Genomic DNA, 16,264 nt, shown 5'->3' on the forward strand with positions numbered 1-16,264 from the left:
GGCGCCGCCGACCCGCAGCGATTCCGCTACATCACTCCTGTCAGCCCCCCGGTTTACGATGGAGCCATGACCGATTCGAGCGCTGCGCATGGCCCCGAATTCGATGGGGTTGCCTTGCCAGCTCAGCAGCCTGAAACGATCAACCTGGACACCCACCTGAATGAGGTCCTTGGCGTGCCGAAAGCGTCAGCGCTCGGCAAGGCCTTCGGCTTTCAGACCGTCAGTGACCTGCTCAGCCATTACCCGCGCGACTACGCAGACCGCGAAGTGCTGCGGCCGCTGAACCAGGTCACCCCCGGCGCCAACATCACGGTCATCGCCGACATCATCTCGGCTCACGAGAAACGCATGTCGTCCCGGGCCGGCACAATCGTCGAGGTGGTGATCTCCGACGGCGGAGGCCAGTTCACCCTCACGTTCTTCGGCAAAAATAACCAGCAGTGGCGCCTTGACCAACTGCGGCCCGGCTTGCGCGGCAGCTTTTCCGGCAAAGTGCGTGTCTACCAGGGCCAGAGTCAACTGGCGAACCCGGCGTACAGGACGTTTGAGAGCGAAGAAGAAGAGGCACGCGACGACCCGGCCGTGCGCTTGCGCCACAAGGCACTCATTCCCATTTATGCGGCCACCGCCGCAGAGACGAGCTGGAACCTGCAGACCATGATCGACCAGGTGCTCGGGCGTGTGGGCACGCTGCCTGATCCCGTTCCCCAGGATTTGCGGGTCGAGCACGGTCTGCTCGACCACACCCAGGCCATCCGCTGGATTCACAGCCCTGACAACAAAGAACAGTGGATGGCCGCGCAAGAGACGTTGCGGTTCTCCGAGGCCTGGGTTCTGCAGTGCGCCCTCATGCAGCGGCATCGTCTTGCGCGGGAGCGCCGCACCCGGCCGCGCGTGCCACTGCCGGGCGGGTACCTCGAACGCTTCGACGCCGCCCTGCCGTTCGTGCTCACGGTCGACCAGAAGATCTGTGCCGTTGAAATCGCCACCGACATGGCCGGGTCCGGCCCGATGAACCGGCTGCTGCAGGGCGAGGTTGGATCGGGTAAAACCGTCGTGGCGTTGCGGGCCATGCTCGCCGTGGCCGACAGCGGCGGCCAAACGGCACTGCTGGCACCGACCGAGGTTCTCGCCGGGCAACACCTGCGGTCGATCACGACGCTGCTCGGGCCCGATCTCGCGGCTGAACTCATGCCGACCCTGCTCACCGGCAAGCTTGCCGTCGCGCAGAAGCGCAAGGCGCTGCTGCGCACCGTGTCGGGTCAGTCGCGCATCGTGATCGGTACCCACGCCCTGCTGAGCGACACCGTGACCTTCTTCGATCTCGGACTGATCGTGATCGACGAGCAGCACCGGTTCGGCGTCGACCAGCGCGAAACCCTGCGGCTCAAGGGAGCCGAACCACCGCACGTTCTCGTGATGACGGCCACGCCGATTCCGCGCACCATCGCCATGACCGTGTTCGGCGACCTCGACGTGAGCACCATTCGCATGCTGCCTGCAGGGCGCCAGGGCATCACGAGCATCGTCGTACCGCTGGCCGAAAACCCGACCTGGTTCCAACGCATCTGGACCAAACTTGCCGAAGAGCTCGCGCTCGGCCGTCAGGCTTTTGTGGTCTGCCCGGCAATCTCTCCGGCCGAGATCGAAGACGGAACCGACGCCGAGGCGCCGCCGCCGGGCGATGACGACCCGAAGACTCCGCTCGCCAATGTGGAGACCGTGCACGAAAGGCTTCGCGGATTCGCACCGCTGGCCGGATACCGCATTGAGGCCTTGCACGGACGCATGACGAGCGACGAGAAAGATCGCATCATGCGCGCGTTCGCCGCCGGTGAGATCGATGTTCTCGTGGCAACGACCGTGATCGAGGTCGGTGTCGACGTTCCCAACGCCTCGGCCATGGTCGTGCTCGACGCCGACCGGTTCGGTGTCTCCCAACTGCACCAACTGCGCGGCCGCGTCGGCCGTGGCGGCGTACCGGGATTGTGCCTGCTGGTGACCAATTCGCGGCCAGGGTCGCCGTCCCGCCAGCGCATCGGCGATGTCGCCGCGACGCTCGATGGATTTGTGCTCGCCGAACTCGACCTTGCCCTGCGCCGTGAGGGCAACGTTCTCGGCGACATGCAATCCGGCGACGGCTCGAAACTGCGTTTCTTGCGGGTGGCGGTCGACGGCGACATGATCGCCGAGGTGCGACAGGCCGCCTACCACCTCGTGATCGGCGACCCGGGTATCCGCACCAACCCGGCGCTGCGCGGCGCGATCGCGCGTCGGCTGAACGAATCGGAGCGTACGTGGCTCAACAAGAACTGATCAGTCAACTTCGAGTGGATGCACCGGGCAGCGCCGGTCAGCCTGTGGCAGTAGGGTGTGATCATGCGCCGGATCGCCGTTGTCCCTGGATCATTTGACCCCGTTACCCTGGGCCACTTGGACGTGATCGATCGAGCGGCCGGCCTGTTCGACGAGCTCCATGTGCTCGTGGTGCACAACCCCGACAAATCAGCCTTGTTGCCGATCAGCCAGCGCGTGGCTCTGCTGGAACAGGCCATCACAGAGGCGGGGCTGCCGACCAACATCGTGGTCGCCAGCTGGAGCATGGGTTTGCTCGTGGACTACTGCATGGACGTCGGGGCGAGCGTGCTCGTGAAAGGCATCCGCTCGCAGGTCGATGTGGCCTATGAGACGCCGATGGCCATCGTCAATCGCAACCTAGCTGCCGTTGAAACTGTGTTCCTGCTGCCCGATCCGGCCAACGCCCACGTTTCCAGCTCGCTGGTGCGCCAGGTTGCCGGTCTCGGCGGCGACGTCTCGCCCTACGTGCCGCGGGCCGTGGCCGAGTACCTGGAGCGTTCGCGGGTATGAACCTCAAACCGACTCGCTCCTCTGCGGAACTGGCGTCGGTTCCGGCGGAAGAAACTGCGCCCTTCACCACCGCGTCGGCCGGTGATCTCAGTGAGCTACAAGCCGCCGGGCGCATGGTGATGCGCAATGTCGAGACGGTCATCGACGGCAAACACGATGCCGTCCAGATCGCTCTGACGGTTCTGCTGGCCGAGGGGCACCTCTTGATCGAGGACGTTCCCGGTGTCGGCAAGACCATGCTCGCCAAGGCTCTCGCCCGGTCCGTGGACTGCAGCGTCGGTCGAATCCAATTCACGCCCGACCTGCTGCCCTCCGATGTGACCGGGGTGTCGGTGTTCAACCAGGCTGAGCGCCGGTTCGAGTTCAAGCCCGGCCCGGTCTTTGCCAACATCGTCATCGGTGACGAAATCAATCGGGCGAGCCCGAAGACCCAGTCGGCGCTGCTGGAATCGATGGAGGAGCGCCAGGTCACCGTCGACGGCATCACCTACCCGCTCGCCCTGCCGTTCACCGTCATCGCCACCCAGAACCCGATCGAGATGGAGGGCACCTACGCCCTGCCGGAAGCCCAACGGGACCGGTTCATGGCCCGCATCTCGATGGGCTATCCCGACTCTGACTCGGAGCTTGCGATGCTCGACTCGCGTGACACCGCCAGCCCGCTCGCCTTGATCTCGGCCGTGGTATCGGGGGAGATGCTGCGGGACATGATGCTCACCGCGCGAGCAGTTTTCGCCTCCGGCGCCGTCAAAGAGTACGCGGTCAATCTGGTTCGAGCCACCCGCGACGACCGCGACCTACGCCTCGGAGCCAGCCCGCGCGCGACCCTTCAGCTGATTCGGGCGGCGAAGGCCCAGGCCGCGTTGAGCGGTCGCGATTACGTGCTGCCCGATGATATCGACTCGCTCGCGGTGGCTGTCCTCGGCCACCGGCTGGTCCCGACCAGCCGTGCGTTGGGGCACCATCACCAGGACAGCGGCCCAGTGATCGACGATATCGTGCGCCGCATTCTCGCCGATACGCCGGTGCCGGTCGGAGCAGGGGCATCCACTCGATTTGAATCGGTGCCGCCCGTCCGGGCCGTTCCGCCTCGCCCTGTGGGTTCCACCGAAGCGTCGTAGACATGGCCGCGCGCGGGGTGAGGGAGTCCGGGCCGGCGGCCAACGCCGAGTGGTTCACACGGTTGTCCACCCGATTCGCCACGCGCCTCACCCTGCGAGGCCTGGTATTCCTCGCCGTCGGGGTCGTGCTCTTCGCCAACGCGGTGTTCGCGAACAGCCGCGACCTGCTGTTCGTCGCCAGCTTCCTGATCATGGCACCGCTCGTTGCGGCCGCGTACGTGTCACTTCATCCGGCACGGGTCGAGGTGACCCGGGTCTTTCGGCCGCCGATCGTGCCGGTTGGCGGCGAAAGCCTGGTGTCCCTGCAACTGCACAATCTGTCGGCTGCGCCGCTCGGTGGTGCCTCGTGGACCGACACTCCGTCACCGGGTATTGAGACTCCGCCGGCGGCCGTACTCCCGCTCGTGAGCCGGGACGGGGCGGCCGGCGACTCTGTGCGGCTGGAATACTCCGTCGTAGCGCGCCACCGCGGCGTCTACGACGTCGGCCCCCTGCGGGTATCCAGGCAAGACCCGTTCGGTCTCGCGCACAGCGACCGAAACGCTGGTTCCCCCCACGACTTGATCGTGACCCCCCGGGTGACGCCCCTGCCCGCCAGCGGTCTCGCCCAGTCCCGCAATGACGGCTCCATTCGAGAACTGGTTCGCCAGGCCGCCCCCACCTCGGACGAACTCATCGCCCGAGAGTACCGCCCGGGCGATGCCTTGCGCCGGGTGAATTGGCCGGCCACGGCCCGGCACGGCGAAATCATGGTGCGGCAGGAGGAACAGCGCAGCAATCCAGAAGCCCGCATCGTGCTCGACACGACCCTGGCCGGCGCGGCCGGTCTGGGTGCCGGCCATGTTCCACCGCATCTGGTGGCCGCTTTCGAACTCGAGATCGAACTAGCGGCATCCGTTGGTATGCACCTGCTCGAGGCCGGATGCCGCCTCGAAGTGATCGAGCTGGGCGCCAGCCAGCTGCTGCCGGGCGACCAACAGACCCTGGGCGGGCTCCACGGCGATGTTCCCGCCACTTTTCGCGCACCCGGCGGTGATCGCGCGATGCTCGAGGCCCTCGCGAGCGTGGTTCCGGTGCCGTGGCCGAGTCGCAGCGCTCGCCTAGCCGCGGGGCGCAACGTGCCGGTGCGCGCCGCGTTTCGCGGGGCACAGCCGGCGGTGCCGACGTTCGCCCTGCTCGTGAGTGTGTCCGAAGCGGATGTCGATGCCCTGGTCACCCTCGCCCGTCACTGCGAGCCCGCGGTCGCGTTTGTGCAGCGCACCGTTAGCACTCCGGCCCGCGAACGCCTGCAGGATGCCGGCTGGCGCTGTGTTGAGCTTGGTACCACCGACGACCTGGAAGACGCGTGGAACGACGTGAGCGGGGAGCGAGGTGCCAGTCATGACTAGCCTGTCCACCAAACCGGCGTCACCCGTCGAAACCCTTGCGGTGGTGAGCCGGGCGCGTCCGTCTCGATCTCCGCGCCGTCGGCGTGGCGGACGAGACGCCGCCTTCTGGCCGCTCGCCCTCAGCCTGCTTTTGCTTCTGCTCATCTGCTGTGCCGCACTCGGCCCGCTGCTGCGCGGCAGTGCCTGGTGGTGGGCCTCGGCGTCGGTCGGGGCGGCCGTGCTGCTGGGCTCTGCGGTGTTTCGCCGCCTCGGACTGCCGCGCCCGATTATTCCAGTGGCCAACGGGGCGGTGCTCGTTGGCACGATGACGCTGCTCTTCGGCGGCGGAACCGGCCTGTTCTGGATCATTCCGACACCGCAGACCATTGGTACGTTCACCGAACTGATCGATGCCGGTGGGGCGTCGATCGCCCAACAGAGCACACCGGCAGAGGCGACCGTTGGCATCCTCTTTTTGCTGGCCGGCGGTACCGGACTGATCGCAGCTCTCATGGACCTGCTCGCCGTGACCCTGCGCTGGCCCGCCCTTGGCGCGGCGGGTGCACTCGTGCCGCTGCTCGCGACGAGCTTCATCATCGACGACGGGGCCGATATGGCCGCGCTCGTTGTGGCCGCGATCGCCTTTCTACTGCTGTTGCGGGTGGACGTCCATGTGCGTCGCGCGCGGGAGCAAACGCTCCCTTCGACCGGACCGCGCGCCTATCGGGCGCCGCGGCGTCGGGGGCCCGGGCCCATCGGCGGCGCACTCATCGTGGGATCCCTGGCCATCGTGGGCGCCCTGATTCTGAGCACGGTCGCGCCGGCGTTCTGGGCCGGGGGACCGGTCTCGGCCCGGCCCGGCGGTCTGTTGTTCGGCAGCGGCGTGAGCCCCATGATCAATCTCGGGCAGGACCTGCGACGGCCTAAGGCCGGGCCGGCCTTTCACTACACCTCAACCGGAACGGAACAGCCCTATTTCACCATGCTCACCCTCGACGAGGCGATCGGGTTGAACTGGACGGCGCGAATCGACGAAGCCAACACGCGCAATACCGTCGACGATATCCAGCGGCCCTTCGGGCTGGGTGCTACCGTCGAGGCCGCGGAAGCATCGACGTCGATCGTCATCGATGGCGTCAATAGCCACTGGCTGCCCGCACCGGCCCGCGCGACGAGCATCGAGGGGCTGGCCGGTGACTGGTATTGGGACAATCGCACCCGGGCCATCGCGAGTACGACGGCGAACACTCTCGGCCAGGACTACACGGTGTCGTCGTTGGAGATCAAACCCACGGCCGAGCAACTGCGCCAGTCCAGCACCGACTACCCGGCGAGCGTTCTCGGCAGTCTGCAACTCCCAACCGACCCGCCGTCGATTATCAAAGACACGGCGCTGCAGGTAACGGCCCAAACCGCGTCGAGCTATGACGCTGCCGTCGCGATCCAGAGCTATCTGCGGGGCAGTGCTTTCATCTATGACACGGACGCGCCCGTCGAAGACGGCTACGACGGTGGAGGAGTGGACGTGATCGGAGTGTTCCTCCAGGAGAAGCGCGGTTATTGCGTGCACTTTGCCGCGACGATGGCCGCGATGGCACGCAGCCTCGGCATTCCCTCCCGGGTTTCGCTCGGTTACCTGCCCGGCGTCAAATCGCAGGACCTCGAGCAGGGCCGCGGGCAGTACAACGTGGATTCGCATGACCTGCACGCTTGGCCGGAACTCTACTTCGTGGGCATCGGCTGGGTAAAATTCGAGCCGACCCCCGGGCGGGGAACCGTGCCCAACTATGAGCAGACCGTGGTTGCCGATGCACCGACAGCTCTGCCGAGCGGTGCCGCCGCCGCTGGTGCCCCCGGTCTCGGCGCCGACAGGCTGGCCGACGATTCCGCTCTCGAACGCGGCGCGACAACGCAGGGTGCGGGGACCAGCAACCTACCCGGCATCCTCGGCTTCGGCGCTCTGGTACTGCTCGTGCTGGTTCTGCCGGGGGCCGTTAGACGGATGCTGCGTCGTTCGCGGGTGCGCCGCATCCGCGGCAGCGGCGCCGGCCTCGCCTGGATCGAACTGCAGCACACCAGCCTCGATCACGGCATCTCGGTGTCGGTGACCGAAACCCCACGAGCTTTCGCAAGCCGCCTGGAACGGCTGGGCATGCTCGACTCCGCATCGACGGACGCCCTCGAACGGGTGCTGCTGGCGTTGGAGCGCACGCGGTTCGACCGGTCTCCGGTCATGGGCGAAACCCTCGCTGCTGATCTGACCCTGGTGCTGCGCACGCTGCACGCCAGCGCGAGTGTCGGCATCCGTTTGCGCGCAACGTTTGCGCCCACCTCGCTGTTCGCGACCCTCGGTGCGCTGCTGCGCGGTGAGCGTCGGGCGCGCACGATCACCCCCTGAACAGAGCACTCACGCAGAAAGCGTACACTTTACGACCGTGACTAAGTTCAAGAAGACGCCGTACACGGTCGACGTGCGTGACCTCATAAACCGCCCGGGCACCATGCACGAACGCCACCTCGATATCGAGGTTCCTGACGACCTCGGTGCCGGCCTGGTAGCAGTGAAAGCCGGGTCGATCCTGTCGACGGAGCTGCGCCTCGAGGCGATGCACGAGGGAATTCTGGTGAGCATCGAGGTGTACGCGCGGGCGCTCGGTGAGTGCGGCCGGTGCCTCAAAGACATCGACCTGCCGGTTCGAGTTCAGTTTGCCGAGCTTTTCGGTTATCCTCAGGAGGAAGCCTTCGAGTTCGAGATTCTAGACGACCATGTCGATTTAGAATCTTTGATCCGGGACGCGGTAGTGTTAGCACTTCCGTTCCAGCCGGTATGTCGGCGGGATTGCCCTGGTCTTGACAGTGAGACCGGGCAGCCGCTTGCCGAACTACCTGAACTTGTCGCCGAAGATGCGCCCGATCCCCGGTGGTCAGCGCTCGCGGGGTTCACGGCTTCCATAGACCAAGACACGGGTGTCCACACCCATGTTTCAGACAGCAGAGAAGAGAAGTAGTCATGGCAGTACCGAAGCGCAAGATGTCGCGTTCCAACACCCACTCGCGTCGCGCGCAGTGGAAGGCCACGCCTCCCACGCTCGTGAAGACCATGGAGGGCGGCAAGGTCGTCTACAGCCTGCCGCACCGCGCCAAGGTCGTCACCGACTCCACTGGCACCCCGTTGTTCATGGAATACAAGGGTCGTAAAGTCGCCGACATTTAGGTCACTCACGCGCGTGTCAGAAGCGCCATCAGACCGAAACCCGGTCGATGAAGGTGTCCAGACGAAGATGTATTGATGAAAAGCGTGAACACCGAGCGGTCGCCTCTGTTGGCGACCCTCGGCGTGCAGATCGAACCGGTGATTTTGGAGCTCGCTCTAACCCACCGGTCTTTCGCGTATGAAAACGGCGGACTTCCCACCAACGAGCGTCTAGAGTTCCTCGGCGACTCCATTCTGGGTCAGGCCGTCACGGTCATGCTCTACCGCACTTACCCCGACCTCGACGAGGGACACCTGGCCAAGCGCCGGGCCAGCCTGGTATCGACGGCGGCACTCGCCCAGATCGCCCGCGGTCTGGGTTTAGGCGAGTACATCCGCCTCGGTCGAGGTGAGATCCTCACCGGCGGGCGCGACAAGGCGTCTATCCTGGCGGATACCGTCGAGGCACTCATCGGCGCAACCTTCCTCGACGCCGGTGGCGAGGTTGCCACCGCGTTCGTGCTGCGCCTGATCGCGCCGCTTCTGGCTGAACCGGGCCACTTCGGTGTGTCAATGGATCCGAAGACGGCCCTGCAGGAGCTCGCCGCTAGTGCCGGGGTCGGCGTTCCCGTCTACGCGCTCGAATCCAGCGGGCCCGATCATTCCAAGGTATTCGTCGCGACCGTTACCATCGGCTCGGCAGTCACCGCCGAGGGCGTTGGCCCGAGCAAGAAGTTCGCCGAGATGGCCGCGGCCCGCGAGGCCATCGACCGGCTCAACGCGCTGTAGCTTCGATGCCGGAACTGCCCGAAGTCGAGGTCGTGCGCGCTGGTCTGCAACCGGCTGTCACCGATGCTGTGGTCACCGGCGTCGAAATCTTCGACGAACGCTCCCTGCGCCGCCACTCTCCGGCGGCCGGTTCCTTCGCCGAGCAGCTCGGGGGGCGCCGAATCCTCGCCGCCGTGCGCCGCGGCAAATTTCTGTGGCTGCCGCTCGACAACGACCGTGCTCTGGTCATCCACCTCGGTATGAGCGGACAAGTTCTGCTGCGCAAGCCGGGCGCCGCGGTGGATCGCATGTTGCGCATCCGCTTGACGCTCGAGCACCCGACCCACAGCGAATTGTGGGTCAATTTTGTCGATCAGCGCATCTTCGGCAGCATGGCCGTCGACGAGATGGGGCCGACCAGTGACGGGCTCCCGGCGGGTTATTCGGGTGAGCTGCAAGCGGATGCCGCCTGGCAGCACCGCATTCCGTCGCAGGTGGCGCACATCGCCCGCGACCCAATTGATGCGTCGTTTTCTTCGAGTGCTTTTTTGGCAGCCCTCGCCCGCAAGAACACCGGCATCAAGCGGGCGCTGCTCGACCAGAACCTGATCAGCGGCATCGGCAATATCTACGCGGACGAAGCGCTGTTCGCCGCGCGCATCCACTATGAGCAGCCGGCCGCATCGCTGTCTTCGGCGAGAGCTCAGCTGCTGCTGGCGGCGGTGCGCACCATTCTGCACCGGGCCCTCGCCGAGGGTGGCACCAGCTTCGACGCCCAGTACGTGAACGTGAACGGGCAGTCCGGCTATTTCGCGCACAGCCTGGAGGCCTACGGACGGCAGGGTATTCCGTGTTCCCGGTGCGGCACCCTGATCGTGCGCGAACAGTTCATGAACCGTGGTTCGCACTTCTGCCCCCGTTGCCAGCGCCTGCGCTAGCCGATGGGAGATCGGGCGCTGAGCAGGTGTCAGCGTGCGCGGTGCGCGGGAGGCTGGCGGGCGGGGGGAGGCGGCTGCCGCGTTCCACCTGTTCGAGCGGGTGGTTGCGGGCGAGCAGAAACCGCACTTCGGGATTGTCGCGCGGGACCGAACCGAAACCGGTCGGAGCGGGCACGCGGTCGCCGAGGGCATCCGCGGAGACCGTGTAAACGATCAATTCGGAGTGACGAGTTCGTCGATCGAGAAGTCGCTCATGCTGCGTTAGAGTGCCTCGCGCGGCGGCAGCGCGTGCATACCCGCGAAAAATTTCGCGGGCAGCCCCGAAATTGCCCGGCAAGCGGCTCGAATCGCGACAATGTCCGCAGTTCCACTCGCCACACTCCGCGACAAGCGGATGTCCCGGCCAGTGTCGGTGGGGCACGGTACCGTTGAACCAGCCCCGAGACCGGTACTCGCTGCCGACCGACAGAAAGGGTCTCCGTTGTATTTGAAGAGCCTCACCCTCAAGGGGTTCAAATCGTTTGCGCAGCCGACGACTTTCGCGTTCGAGCCCGGAGTCACCTGTGTCGTCGGTCCGAACGGTTCGGGCAAGTCCAACGTCGTCGACGCCCTCGCCTGGGTGATGGGTGAGCAGGGTGTGAAAACCCTGCGCGGCGGCAAAATGGAAGACGTCATTTTCGCTGGCACCTCGACCCGCGGTCCGCTCGGCCGGGCCGAGGTCATTCTCACGATCGACAACGCCGACGGTGCCCTGCCGATCGAATACTCCGAAGTCACCATCTCGCGCACGCTGTTTCGCAACGGTGCGAGTGAATACGCCATCAACGGGCGCACCTGCCGGCTGCTCGACGTGCAAGAGCTGCTTAGCGACTCCGGTCTCGGCCGCGAGATGCACGTCATCGTCGGGCAGGGACAACTTGACGCGGTACTGCGCGCGAGCCCCGAAGAACGCCGCGGCTTCATCGAAGAGGCCGCCGGCATTCTCAAGCACCGGCGCCGCAAAGAGAAAACCCTGCGCAAGCTCGATGCGATGCAGGCAAACCTCACCAGGCTGAGTGACCTCGCGGGGGAGATTCGCCGCCAGCTCAAGCCACTCGGGCACCAGGCTGAAATCGCCCGGGAGGCGCAGACCATTGCTGCGGTCGTGCGCGATGCCCGCGCCCGCCTGCTCGCCGACGACGTGGTGACGGTGCGCACGGCGCTCGATACCCACAATCGCACCGAGAGTGAACGCCACACCGAGCGGGTCGTTCTGCAGGAACAGCTTGCACAGAAACAGGGGCGGGTGGAAAGGCTTGAGCTTGCCCAGGTTGGCGATGCCGTCGACCTGGCCCGTCGCACCAGTCACGCGCTCGAATCGGTACAACAGCGCCTGCGCAGCCTGTTCACCCTCGCCAACCAGCGGCTGGCCCTGCTCGGGTCCCAAGCCGAGTCGTCCACCGTTGTGCCGAGCGTCACCCCGACCATGCTGACCGACACGGCGGCCGAGGTCGAGCAGTTGCGCGCGGGTATCGGGGCTGCCCAAAGCGCCTGGGATAACGCCAGGGCTCAGAGCGCTGCCGCCCGGTCGCGACTCGACGCTGTCGACGAAGACATCGCGGCGCAGGCAGTTCTCGTCTCCAGACATGACCTGGAGATCTCCCACCTGACTGGGCAATCCGAGACGGCAGCTTCGCGACTTGCCGCCGTGCGCGGTGAACGCCTGCGGCAGCAGAATGCTCTGGACGCGGCGACGGACCGCAGCCAGAACGCGCAGTTGCAGCTTGACGAGCTGCAAGCCTCAGCGCCTGCCGGCGAACCCGAGTCCGGTGAACTTTCCGAAGCGTTCGAACTGGCGCAGGCCGCGGTGCAGCGCGTCGAGGTCGAAGTGGAACGCCTGCGTGATGAGCTGCACCAGCATGAGCGAGAACGCGACGCCCAGGCGGCACGGCACGGTGCGTTCTCCCTCGCCCTCGACCAGAAAGACGGCTCGTCCGCGCTGCTCGGCGCGCAGCTGGCCGGCATTCGCGGTCTGGTCGCCGACCACGTGCGGGTGCGGCCGGGTTTCGAAGCGGCGATCGCCGCGGCGCTCGGCTCCCTCGCCGATGCCGTGCTGGCCGACAATCGCGACTTTGCCGTCGCCGCGATCGTGCAGGCCTCGCGCGATGACTTCGGGCGGGTCGAATTGATCGTGGCAGCTGCCGGTGCGAACACCGATCGAACGGACAATCCACCGAACGAGCCACGAGTCGATCTGAACGACGGTGCAACGCTCAATCTCGGTGCACGGCCCGGCCTTCGCTGGGCGAGCTGCGTCATCGATGCCCCCGACGGGGTGCTGGGCCTTCTGGCGCAGACCGTCATCGTCGATGATCTCGCGCTCGCCCGCGCTGCCCAGCTGCCCGACGGCCTCACCGTCATTACCCTCGCCGGCGAGGTACTGAGCCCGTGGGTCGTGCGCGGCGGTTCCGGCGCGCGGCAGAGCAAGCTCGAACTCGTCGCCGAGCGTGATATCGCGGCAGTGAAGCTCGCGGCGGTCACCTCCCTGATCGAGCGCGCACGATGTGATTTTGCCGAACAGCGCACACTGTTGCAGGCACACAAGGAGCAGGCAGTGAGCGCGCGAGCGGCACTGCGCGCCTTCGAGACGCGGCTCGCCACCCGCACCGAACGGCGAGGCCGACTCGTCGTGCAGGCCGATGCCGCTGCCGCCGACGTCGACCGCGTCATCGCCGCGCTCGAGCTCGCGAACGGAGCCGTGACCGAAGCCGAGGCCGTCGCGGCACGAGCCGCCGCCACCCTCGTGACCGCCCGGTCGCAACCGCGGCCCATCCTCGACGCGACCCTGCGCGACGCGCTGTACAGAGAACTCGAGGCCGCTCGCGAAACCGAGGTCGAGACCAGGCTCATGATGGAAACCGCGCGTGAACGGGTGCGCGCTGGCGAGATCCAGGTGAGGAACCTCACCCAGCAGCTCGAGACCGACCGAACAAAGGCTGCCGCCGCCGCGCGCCGGGCCGTCATCCGTCGCCGCCAGGTGGATGCCGCCTCCCGCGTTGCCGAAGCGCTCCCCGTCGTGCTCGCCGCCGCCGACCGTTCGGTCGCCGAGGCGCGGCTTCGCCTCACCAGCGCAGAAGCGGAGCGAGCGAGCCAGAACACCGAGCTGCAGCAGCTGCGGCGTGATGAGAACGCGATGCGTGAGCGCCTCGCCGCTCTCACCGAGAACGTGCACGGCCTCGAACTGGAGATCTACGAGAAGAAACTGCACCTCTCGGCCCTGCTGGAACGGGCTGGCAGCGAACTCGGCCTGACCGAAGATGTGCTCGTCGGCGAATACGGGCCCGACCAACTCATCCCGGCCGATGTCGCGAGCATGGGCGACACCACACGCGACACGACACGTGAGACGACACGCGACGCGACACGCGAGACGACACGCGACGCGACACGCGAGAGAGCCACGACGGGTGACGACATCACGGGCAGCGTCGCGACCGGGGCCAGCCCTGCCGACGGCATCCGTTTCGATCGCGCCGAGCAGCAGAAACGGTTCTCGGCCGCCGAACGCAAGCTCGGCCAGCTGGGCCGGGTAAACCCGCTCGCGCTCGAGGAATTCGCCGCGCTCGAGCAGCGGCATAAATTTCTCACCGAACAGCTCACCGACCTAACCTCGACCCGCAGCGACCTGCTCACGATCATCGCCGACATCGACGAAAGAATGCAGACCATTTTCGGTGCGGCATTCGACGACACCCAGGCGGCCTTCGCCGAGGTTTTCCCGGTGCTGTTTCCCGGTGGCACCGGGAGCATCTGGCTCACCGACCCCGACGAGCTGCTGACCACCGGCATCGACGTGTCGGTCAAGCCGGCCGGCAAGAAGATCGAACGGCTGTCGTTGCTGTCCGGCGGCGAACGCTCACTCGCCGCCGTCGCGCTGCTGATCGCCATCTTCAAGGCGCGCCCGAGCCCGTTCTACATCATGGACGAGGTCGAAGCGGCCCTCGATGACGCCAACCTCGGCCGGCTGCTGACCATCTTCGAAGACCTCCGCGAGACCAGCCAGCTCATCGTGATCACCCACCAGAAACGCACCATGGAAATAGCGGATGCCCTCTACGGCGTCAGCATGCGGCAAGACGGGGTCAGCGCTGTCGTCGGCCAGCGCATCGGTGACCGGGCTGACCAGCGCCAGGGTGCCGCGGCGGGTTGACCCGCGGTCGCGGATCTTGGTGCCGGTGCCTGTGCCGGTGCCGGTGCCTGTAACGCCCGGATCGTACGCAGGACCAGCCGTGTTCGTCTCAGTCCTGTTCGTCTCTGCCGTGCTCGTACACCGCAGCGCCCTACCCCGGGGTGTCTTAAGCCTGCGGTGGCAGTGCCGAGATGACGGGGTGGTCCTTAGCGAGGACGCCGACCTTGGCTGCGCCGCCGGGTGAGCCGAGGTCGTCGAAGAATTCGACGTTGGCTTTGTAGTAGTCGGCCCACTGTTCGGGCAGGTCGTCTTCGTAGTAGATGGCCTCGACCGGGCAGACCGGTTCGCAGGCTCCACAGTCGACGCACTCGTCCGGGTGGATATAGAGGGAGCGTTCGCCCTCATAAATGCAGTCCACCGGGCNGATCACATACGTCACAGGGTCAGCAACGCTTCCGCACGGGAGATCGCGACCTGTTCGGCGCGGGAGATAACTTTGACCCGTTCGCGACCCGGGGTGACCTCGTCGAGGCTTCCGAGCTTCAGTTCGTGGGCATCGAGGGCCTGCCAGCCGGCCCAGGTCGTGAACTCGACCCCTCGTTCGTCCAACAGGGCCAGAATCGCATCCGCTGTGCCAAGGGGTTTTTCGTCGGCGACGAGCGCCGGCAGATCGGCCACGAGCCGGGTCACGGTCTCCAGAGCGTCTCCCTTGGTGTGGCCGATGAGGCCGACCGGGCCGCGCTTGATCCAGCCGGTGGCGTACAGGCCAGCGATCGGCACGCCGGACGCATCCAGCACCCGCCCGCCGTCGTTCGGAATGACGCCGCGCACGGCGTCAAACGGAACTCCGGTCAGGGCGCTGCCCCGGTAGCCGACCGCGCGGTACACGGCCTGCACCGGGTAATCGACGATCTGTCCGGTTGCCTTGACGCCGCCGTCACCGGTGTGTTCGGTGCGTTCAAAACGGATGCCCTCCACCCGACCGTCGCCGTAGACCTCGAGCGGTGCGTGCAGAAAGTGCAGGTGCAAGCGGCGCGAGGCGCCCTGCGGAACCCTGGTCAGCCATCCGTTCAACGTGCGGGTCATGATCTTGACCTGGTTGTTGCTCGCCACGAGCTGCTCGCAGTGCGAATCGGGCGTGAAGTCCTCGGCATAGACGACGAGGTCGACGTCGGGAATGTCGGCGAGCTCCCGCAGCTCGATCGGAGTGAACTTCACCTGCGACGGCCCGCGACGCCCGAACACGTGCACGTCGGTCACCGGGGAACCGGCCAGTCCGGCATAAACCGATGCGGGGATATCCGTGGTGAGCAGGTCGTCGGCGTGCTTGGCCAGAATACGGGCAACGTCGAGAGCCACGTTGCCGTTGCCGATCACGGCGACATCGGTCGCGTCGAGCGGCCACTCCAACGGCACGTCGGGGTGGCCGTCATACCAGGAGACGAAGTCGGCGGCGCCGAACGAGCCGGGCAGTTCGATGCCGGGAATGACGAGCGGGGCGTCTTGCGCGGCGCCGGTGGCGAAGATGACCGCGTGGTAGTGCTCGCGCAGGTCAGCGAGGCTCAGGTCTGTGCCGAAGGAGACGTTGCCGATGAAACGAATCGTGTCGGCGTCGAGCATCTCCCGCAACGACTTGACGATGCCCTTGATGCGCGGGTGGTCGGGGGCGACGCCATAGCGGATGAGCCCGTACGGTGCCGGCAACGAGTCGAACAGGTCGATGGCCACGGTGTGTGCGGCCTCCTGCACGAGCCGGTTCAGGATGTTGCCGGCGTAGATGCCGGCCGGGCCGGCGCCGATGATGGCAACACGCAGGGCAGAGGGAGCGGGGGTCATGACGG

At 66.4% G+C, this 16,264-nt stretch carries 13 protein-coding genes; 11 read left to right on the plus strand and 2 right to left on the minus strand.

Features of this window, described 5'->3' with window-relative positions:
- Positions 1–66 precede the first annotated feature (66 nt).
- The 11 genes from E3T47_RS14995 (at position 67) to E3T47_RS15045 (ending at position 14,444) form a co-directional block, all read left to right on the plus strand.
- On the plus strand, positions 67–2,316 hold the full coding sequence (locus E3T47_RS14995) for an ATP-dependent DNA helicase RecG (RefSeq protein WP_134556855.1): 2,250 nt from the start codon (positions 67–69) through the stop codon (positions 2,314–2,316).
- A 63-nt stretch (positions 2,317–2,379) separates the two neighbouring features.
- A complete protein-coding gene (gene coaD / locus E3T47_RS15000; RefSeq protein WP_134512970.1) occupies positions 2,380–2,868 on the plus strand; it encodes a pantetheine-phosphate adenylyltransferase in 489 nt (162 codons plus the stop codon).
- Positions 2,865–3,989 carry an AAA family ATPase gene (locus tag E3T47_RS15005; protein WP_422386504.1) on the plus strand — a complete coding sequence of 375 codons (1,125 nt, stop codon included), beginning with the start codon at positions 2,865–2,867 and terminating at the stop codon, positions 3,987–3,989. The genes coaD and E3T47_RS15005 overlap by 4 nt, the downstream gene beginning before the upstream one ends.
- Before the next feature lie 2 nt (positions 3,990–3,991).
- Positions 3,992–5,377 (plus strand): DUF58 domain-containing protein, encoded by a 1,386-nt coding sequence (locus tag E3T47_RS15010; RefSeq protein WP_134556856.1) that lies wholly within the window; start codon positions 3,992–3,994, stop codon positions 5,375–5,377.
- Positions 5,370–7,754 (plus strand): transglutaminase TgpA family protein, encoded by a 2,385-nt coding sequence (locus E3T47_RS15015; protein ID WP_134556857.1) that lies wholly within the window; start codon positions 5,370–5,372, stop codon positions 7,752–7,754. The genes E3T47_RS15010 and E3T47_RS15015 overlap by 8 nt, the downstream gene beginning before the upstream one ends.
- Before the next feature lie 37 nt (positions 7,755–7,791).
- On the plus strand, positions 7,792–8,364 hold the full coding sequence (locus E3T47_RS15020; protein ID WP_241982301.1) for a YceD family protein: 573 nt from the start codon (positions 7,792–7,794) through the stop codon (positions 8,362–8,364).
- Positions 8,365–8,366: 2 nt separating this feature from the next.
- On the plus strand, positions 8,367–8,570 hold the full coding sequence (rpmF, locus tag E3T47_RS15025) for a 50S ribosomal protein L32 (RefSeq protein WP_092108959.1): 204 nt from the start codon (positions 8,367–8,369) through the stop codon (positions 8,568–8,570).
- Between the two features lie 75 nt (positions 8,571–8,645).
- Positions 8,646–9,338 carry a ribonuclease III gene (gene rnc, locus E3T47_RS15030; RefSeq protein WP_134556858.1) on the plus strand — a complete coding sequence of 231 codons (693 nt, stop codon included), beginning with the start codon at positions 8,646–8,648 and terminating at the stop codon, positions 9,336–9,338.
- Positions 9,339–9,343: 5 nt separating this feature from the next.
- A complete protein-coding gene (gene mutM, locus E3T47_RS15035; RefSeq protein ID WP_134556859.1) occupies positions 9,344–10,255 on the plus strand; it encodes a bifunctional DNA-formamidopyrimidine glycosylase/DNA-(apurinic or apyrimidinic site) lyase in 912 nt (303 codons plus the stop codon).
- A gap of 34 nt (positions 10,256–10,289) precedes the next feature.
- Positions 10,290–10,520, plus strand: a complete 231-nt coding sequence (locus E3T47_RS15040; RefSeq protein WP_134556860.1) for a hypothetical protein — start codon at positions 10,290–10,292, stop codon at positions 10,518–10,520.
- 216 nt (positions 10,521–10,736) lie between these two features.
- Positions 10,737–14,444, plus strand: a complete 3,708-nt coding sequence (locus E3T47_RS15045) for an AAA family ATPase (RefSeq protein ID WP_134556972.1) — start codon at positions 10,737–10,739, stop codon at positions 14,442–14,444.
- A gap of 145 nt (positions 14,445–14,589) precedes the next feature.
- Here the strand turns inward: E3T47_RS15045 and fdxA are convergent, their stop codons facing one another.
- Together fdxA and E3T47_RS15055 are read right to left on the minus strand one after the other, a co-directional pair.
- Positions 14,590–14,862 (minus strand): ferredoxin, encoded by a 273-nt coding sequence (gene fdxA / locus E3T47_RS15050; protein ID WP_134556861.1) that lies wholly within the window; start codon positions 14,860–14,862, stop codon positions 14,590–14,592.
- Positions 14,859–16,259 carry an FAD-dependent oxidoreductase gene (locus E3T47_RS15055; protein WP_134556862.1) on the minus strand — a complete coding sequence of 467 codons (1,401 nt, stop codon included), beginning with the start codon at positions 16,257–16,259 and terminating at the stop codon, positions 14,859–14,861. Before E3T47_RS15055 ends, fdxA begins: the two co-directional genes overlap by 4 nt.
- Positions 16,260–16,264 lie beyond the last annotated feature (5 nt).

This window comes from Cryobacterium ruanii (assembly GCF_004404055.1).
GTDB lineage: Bacteria > Actinomycetota > Actinomycetes > Actinomycetales > Microbacteriaceae > Cryobacterium > Cryobacterium ruanii.